This window comes from Xanthovirga aplysinae, assembly GCF_009711365.1.
GTDB classification, from domain to species: Bacteria; Bacteroidota; Bacteroidia; order Cytophagales; family Cyclobacteriaceae; genus Xanthovirga; species Xanthovirga aplysinae.
This window is the reverse complement of the sequence record NZ_SMMB01000985.1, coordinates 1-6,245: the sequence shown is the minus strand read 5'-3', so window position 1 is coordinate 6,245 and position 6,245 is coordinate 1. Positions and strand designations below refer to the sequence as shown.

The following is a 6,245-nucleotide window of genomic DNA, read 5'->3' as shown; positions in this document are numbered from 1 at the left end:
ACTAACCAAACCCTTTAACGCTTAAAAAAGAAATGAAAAAATATAACTTTTTGACAGATTAAGGTTGATTTAATTATTCTTCACCAATCTCCCATAATTTTTTTTAGGCATGCCGGCGAAATAATGTTATATGGAAGTTCTTTCATAAAAGATTATATAAAGAAACCTAAAGAACCCCACTCCACCTATTTCGGCTTTGTTGATGAGGCATTACTTAAGGAAGAGTTCTTTCAAAACAAGGGCGGTATTTTTATGTAATTAAATTGCTTAAAATAGCCTATAGTTGAATAAAACCTTCCTCTCTTCAAACACCCTCAATTGGGAACCATAAAAGCCCATCATTGATTTAATAAAGTAAAGAACATTTAATATTTAGTGAGTGAGGAAAGTTTAATAATGAAATAGGAAATGCAGAAGGCAAAATTCTAAATCTTACTTTTTAAGTTGTTTTTTTAAAGAGCAAAAGGAGAAATAGAAGTTAACTTTTGAAAATTAAATTTTTAGCTTACAAAACTAATGCAGCCATGATTGAAACTGCCCCCTTCGAGACCCATGTTGAAAGGTATGAAACATGGTTCGATCGACATAAATATGCTTTTGAATCAGAAATCCTGGCACTGACAGAACATATTCCCGATGCTAGTCATGGAATTCAGGTCGGATTAGGAACTGGAAAGTATGCTCTTCCACTTAACATAAAAGAAGGGGTAGAGCCCTCTCAACCGATGCGAAGAATAGCCCGGGATCGTGGCTTAGAAGTTGTTGATGGTGTTGCAGAAAGCCTTCCTTATAAGGATATGCTTTTTGATTTTGTTCTTTTCGTGACCATTTGTCATTTAGCCAGTTCACGCAAAGCCTTTAAAGAAGCACACCGTGTGCTAAAAAAAGGGGGTTCAATGATTGTGGGATTTATTGACCGAAATAGTGAAATTGGATTGTCCTATGAATCCCGTAGGGCCGAAAATATTTTTTACCACACGGCGAAATTCCACACGCCGGAAAAGGTAATTGCCCTAGCCCGTACTGCTGGATTCAAACAAACTCCAAAGAGTACTCAAACCCTTTTCAGACCTTTAGAACAGATCACTGATATTGAACCAATTAAAGAAGGGCATGGAGAAGGGTCATATGTGGTAATGGAATTTGTTAAGTAGAAATTGAAAACAGAAAAAAAGCTTTGATTTTTACCCAATTCAATTTCAATTCCTTTAACAATGGAATACGGGATAAAAGGAGAAAGGACAGAAAATTTTGTCTTCTTTATTTGCCAAAAATTTTCCTAAAATTGCCCCATCTAACATTAGCTATGAGACTAGTCAGAAAAAGGAAAGTTCAAAAAAAAAGAACACAGGCAACATTGCCTGTGTCTTTTCCATGCAAACTATAACAAACTAAAAACTTTCGGAATTAATTATCACTCTTTTTTGGCTACCCCTTTTACCTTTGGCCCTGCCTCTAAGTTTGCTTTCAGATAATTGGTCAGCAAAGTTCTCAAATGCAAGGTCGTGTTTTCCCCTTCAAAAATGCCATGTGAGCGATTTGGATAAGCCATCATTGAAAATGGCTTATTATGACGTATCAATTCATTGATTAGTCTTTCAGAATTTTGGTAATGTACATTATCATCTCCTGTTCCGTGAACCAATAAGAGATTTCCTTTCAAGTCTTTTGCATAAGTTATGGGTGAGCCATTTTTATAGCCATCCGCATTTTCCGACAAAAGTCCCATATACCGTTCCTGATATATATTATCATAAAGCCGTTGATCGGTTACCGGTGCCACGGACATTCCAGTCTTATAAATATCAGGATAACGAAATAGTGCATTTAAAGTCATGGCACCTCCCCCACTGTGTCCCCATATCGCTAATCGATCTTTATCAATAAAGCCCCATTCGGAAATTTTCAGCGCAGCGGCAGCCTGATCCGAGGATGCCAGAATACCTATTTGACCATAAATGGATTTTCTCCATGCGCTACCTCTTGGCGCTGGCGTTCCACGATTATCTACACTGATCACTACGTAGCCTTGTTGAGCAATAAATTGATGCCATAGAAATCTCCATCCATCCCAACGATCTAGTACGGTTTGGTTCCATGGTTCACCATAAACATAAAACAATACAGGGTATTTCTTTGTAGGGTCAAATTCTACAGGTTTTATGATCCATCCATCTAACTTCACTTCATTACCAATGTCCACCCTAAAAAATTCGAGAGACTTAATATTTAAGGCTGCTACTTCACCTTTTAGGGCCTTATTGTCCACCAATGAACGTACGGATTGGTGATTGGGTAAACTCACCATATCAATAATGGCCGGAGTATTAGCATTAGAATAGGTATGAATTGCCCATTTTCCATTTGTAGAGATTTGATATTGGTGAGTTCCCTTCAAGTTTTCTGGAGAAACCTTTTGTGGACTTCCTTTTCCATTTAAACGGCTTCGATAAAGAAATCTTTGAGTGGGATTGTCAGGAGAAGCTATAAAATACATCCATCCCTTCTTTTCATCCACTAGCTGAATACTAATCACATCCAAATCCCATGGAGTGATTCGTTTTAGCTTCCCATCACCTCTATTACCAATGTACACATGTTTCCAACCATCTGTTTCACTTAACCAAAGGAACTTATTACCTCCCTGCAACCATCTCAAATCATTATGAAGGTCAATCCAGGTATCCTCCTTTTCAGTATGGAGCAAACGAATGGTACCCTCAGAAGCATTTGCCAATAAAAGTTTATTAGTATTTTGTTTACGATTCAGTTGTTGAATCATTAATTCCTTTGAGTTTCCAGCCCAATCCATTCGGACAATATAGTGCTGATGAGGGTCTCCTTCTAGTTTCATCCATTGAATATCCCCACCTTTAGCACTAACCACCCCTATTCTAGCTGAAGAAGGTCTCTCTCCCACTTTTGGGTACTGGACAGGTTTAACATAAGAATAAAGAGAATCGGTATAATTAATCATTAAAAAATCCTTTATCCCTTCCGCATCTATTTGCCAGAAAGCAATATTCTCCCCATCCGGACTCCAACGGAACCCATCTCTTTGGTCAAACTCTTCCTCATATGCCCAATCAAATGTTCCATTTATAAGAGTAGTGGATCCATCTGTGGTCAACTGGGTTGTTTCATTATTTAAAATATTTTCTACATAAATATTGTTTTCACTTACATAGGCTACCCGACTGGCATCTGGCGAAAATTTAGCAAACATCAGAGATGAAGCTTTGGCGTCCTCTCCTAGTTTTTGCATCTTCCAACTATCCAAATCCACCACCCAATAATCACCCCTGGTACTATATCTCCAAACTTTCTTTGTATTGGTAAATACTAATAACTTACGGCCATCATTGGACCATTGATAATCGCTAATCCATAAAGGAACATTTTTTCCTTGTGGAATTAATCTTTCCGCTGGTACAAAGACCTCCCTTTCTCCTGTTTTAGCATTATAGCGAACAATATCTCTACCCCTGGTTGATTGAGACATTTCCAGTGTAGTATAGGATTCTCCGTCAGACAACCACCTGGCAGGCCCAAATCGTTCAGTTCTAAAATCCCCAGAATTAAATATCCTCTCAAGTGTTAACTTGGAAGAGTTTTGCTGTGCTTCTAAGCCTCCTCCAATTAGCAATAGTACAATTAAATAGAAATATTTTAACTTCATAGTAGAATTTTAATAAGACACTAATTACAAATCAGTATAAATTATCCAACACCCTATGGATAAAAAATTATAACACCCAATACTTGAAGCTTCCTAACTAGCTTTTAAAATTTCAAGTTTACAAATCGAAATTATTCACTCGAAATATTTCTGAGATTTAGTTGAACCGATCAGGATTATAAGCCTTTATATCTACAGATGTTCTTTCCCCTGCAATAATTTCCGCAACAAGCTTTCCGGTAACAGGACCTAAACTAACACCCATCATGGCGTGGCCTGTTGCAGCCACAACATTGTTAAATTTTTGGAACTTACCAATATAAGGTAAGCCATCAGGAGAACAAGGCCTTAAGCCACTCCAGGCTTTATTTGAATAGGCCTCCTCTAGCCTATCATATTCAGGCAAATAATTAGGAATAGCATTCAAAATACCTTTAACCCTTCTCTGATTAATATTTAATTGATCCCCAGCTATCTCCATTGTGCCGGCAAATCGAAGGTCCCTCCCCATAGGGGTAACGGCAACTTTAGCTTCCATCAAAATTAAAGGGGTAACGGGTTTATACTGGGCATTTTCTATGGTCACGCTATATCCCTTACCTGATTGCATTGGCAAATTGAGATTTAGCTGGCTTGATAAATGAGGAGAAAGAGCACCACAGGCTAAAACAAAATCATCTGCCTCTACCTCTCCTTTTGAGGTAATTACTCCTTTAACCTTACTTCCATCCAGTAAAAAACTATGGACTTCTGTGCCCCGATGAAACTCCACTCCCTGCTTTTCCAAATATTTTACCAGACTTTTAACAAAATCACCAGGTTGTATGTGTGCATCCTTTAAATAATGGACTCCACGATAAGCATCAATCTTGATATCGGGATTCAAGGCCTGGATTTCTTCAGGACCTACCTCATGAGCTTCCATTCCAAGTTCATTGGCCATATGAGCAACTTCCATCTCCTCCTCATGGTATTTCGTACTTTTGGATAACATCAATAGCCCCTTTTTCTTCAATTCGAAATTTATACCTTCCACCTTGGAAATTTCTTGAAAAAGAGACCTACTCAACATATTTAGGTCCCTCAAGCCTTTTCCGGATTGCTGCACATGTTTTGCATTGGCGGACTTATAAAATAACCACAACCAGGAAATTAATCGTTTATTTAAGCGGGGTTTGATATAAAAAGGGCTTTCTGGATTAAGCAACCACTTCAACCCCTGGGAAATCATACCCGGAGCCGCAAGGGGTACTATATGACTCGGGACTATAAGGCCAGCATTACCATAAGAGCAGCCCATACCTACCTCATCTTTCTCAATCAACTGGACTTTATAACCAGCCTCCCATAGGTAATAGGCCGAACAAACACCTATAATACCTCCCCCTATAACAATAACTTTCCTTGGGTTTTCTGCCATTTATTTTTTATTTATTCAGAGAAAAAATGATTTAGTTAAACACCTTTAAAAAGGAAAACCCGAAGAACCAAAATTTAATTACTTCTACAGGTTTTCCGAAGATAAATGCTCAATATTTTTTTCAGATAACCTGAAACCCGTGTGCATAAGGATCATCATCATCAATAATGATATTATTATAGCCGATTACCCTTGCCCAACCTTCCACACTTGGAATAATTGCTTTTTTACTTCCTAAAGCAGTTTCCTCTTCTACTTTCCCTTTAAATATACTTCCAATTACACTTTCGTGAACAAAAGTATCACCTTTCCTTAATTTTCCTTTAGCAGCTAATTGTGCCATACGAGCCGAGGTTCCTGTACCACAAGGAGAGCGATCAATAGCTTTATCCCCATAGAATACAGCATTTCTCCCATCTGCCTCCTCTGAAATTGTATCCCCTGTCCATAAAAGATGACTCAAACCATTAATGGTATCATTATTGGGATGAACAAAATCATATAATTCGTTCATTCTTCTTCTAATTCTAGGACTAAAACGAACCAAATCTCCAGCAGTGTAATCCTGGATCCCGCTAAAATTTTCTTGAGGTTCAATTATAGCATAGAAGTTTCCCCCATAAGAAACATCCACCCTTAATTTCCCCAAATCGGGACTTTTCACTTCCAGACCTTCTGAGTGTAAAAAAGCAGGTACATTTGTTAACCTAACGGAGGTAACTTTTTTCCCCTCTTGTGTATAAGCTATGGTTACTAAACCCGCTGGAGTCTCTAGTCGTAACTTTCCTTCCTCCTTAGGAATAACCAGCCCCTCTTCAATGGCAACTGTAACAGTCCCTATGGTTCCATGCCCACACATGGGTAAACATCCACTTGTTTCTATAAATAATACTCCAACATCATTTGCCAGATCAGAAGGAGGATAAAGAATACTTCCGGACATCATATCATGCCCTCTTGGTTCGAACATCAAACCACGACGAATCCAATCATATTCCCTTAAAAAATGTTGTCTCCTTTCACTCATGGTTTTGCCCGTTAATACCGGACCTCCTCCTGCAACGACACGAACAGGATTTCCACAGGTATGAGCATCAACACAAAAAAATGTTTTTCTAGCCATTCTCTTTTTATTAATAATTAAGA

4 protein-coding genes are annotated in these 6,245 nt (G+C 38.1%); 1 reads left to right on the top strand and 3 read right to left on the bottom strand.

Translation table 11 applies throughout. From position 1 onward, the window contains the following. The first annotated feature begins 485 nt into the window (after positions 1-485). A complete protein-coding gene (locus tag E1171_RS09645; RefSeq protein ID WP_155205796.1) occupies positions 486-1,154 on the top strand; it encodes a class I SAM-dependent methyltransferase in 669 nt (222 codons plus the stop codon). Between the two features lie 260 nt (positions 1,155-1,414). On the opposite strand, the gene E1171_RS09640 is transcribed toward E1171_RS09645, so the two are convergent. From E1171_RS09640 to E1171_RS09630, 3 genes are all read right to left on the bottom strand, one after another. Beyond that, positions 1,415-3,679, bottom strand: coding sequence for a S9 family peptidase (locus tag E1171_RS09640; protein ID WP_155205795.1), 2,265 nt, complete (start codon positions 3,677-3,679; stop codon positions 1,415-1,417). Between the two features lie 157 nt (positions 3,680-3,836). Then, a complete protein-coding gene (locus E1171_RS09635; RefSeq protein ID WP_155205794.1) occupies positions 3,837-5,099 on the bottom strand; it encodes an NAD(P)/FAD-dependent oxidoreductase in 1,263 nt (420 codons plus the stop codon). A 121-nt stretch (positions 5,100-5,220) separates the two neighbouring features. Further along, a complete protein-coding gene (locus tag E1171_RS09630) occupies positions 5,221-6,222 on the bottom strand; it encodes a 4-hydroxyproline epimerase (protein ID WP_155205793.1) in 1,002 nt (333 codons plus the stop codon). Positions 6,223-6,245 lie beyond the last annotated feature (23 nt).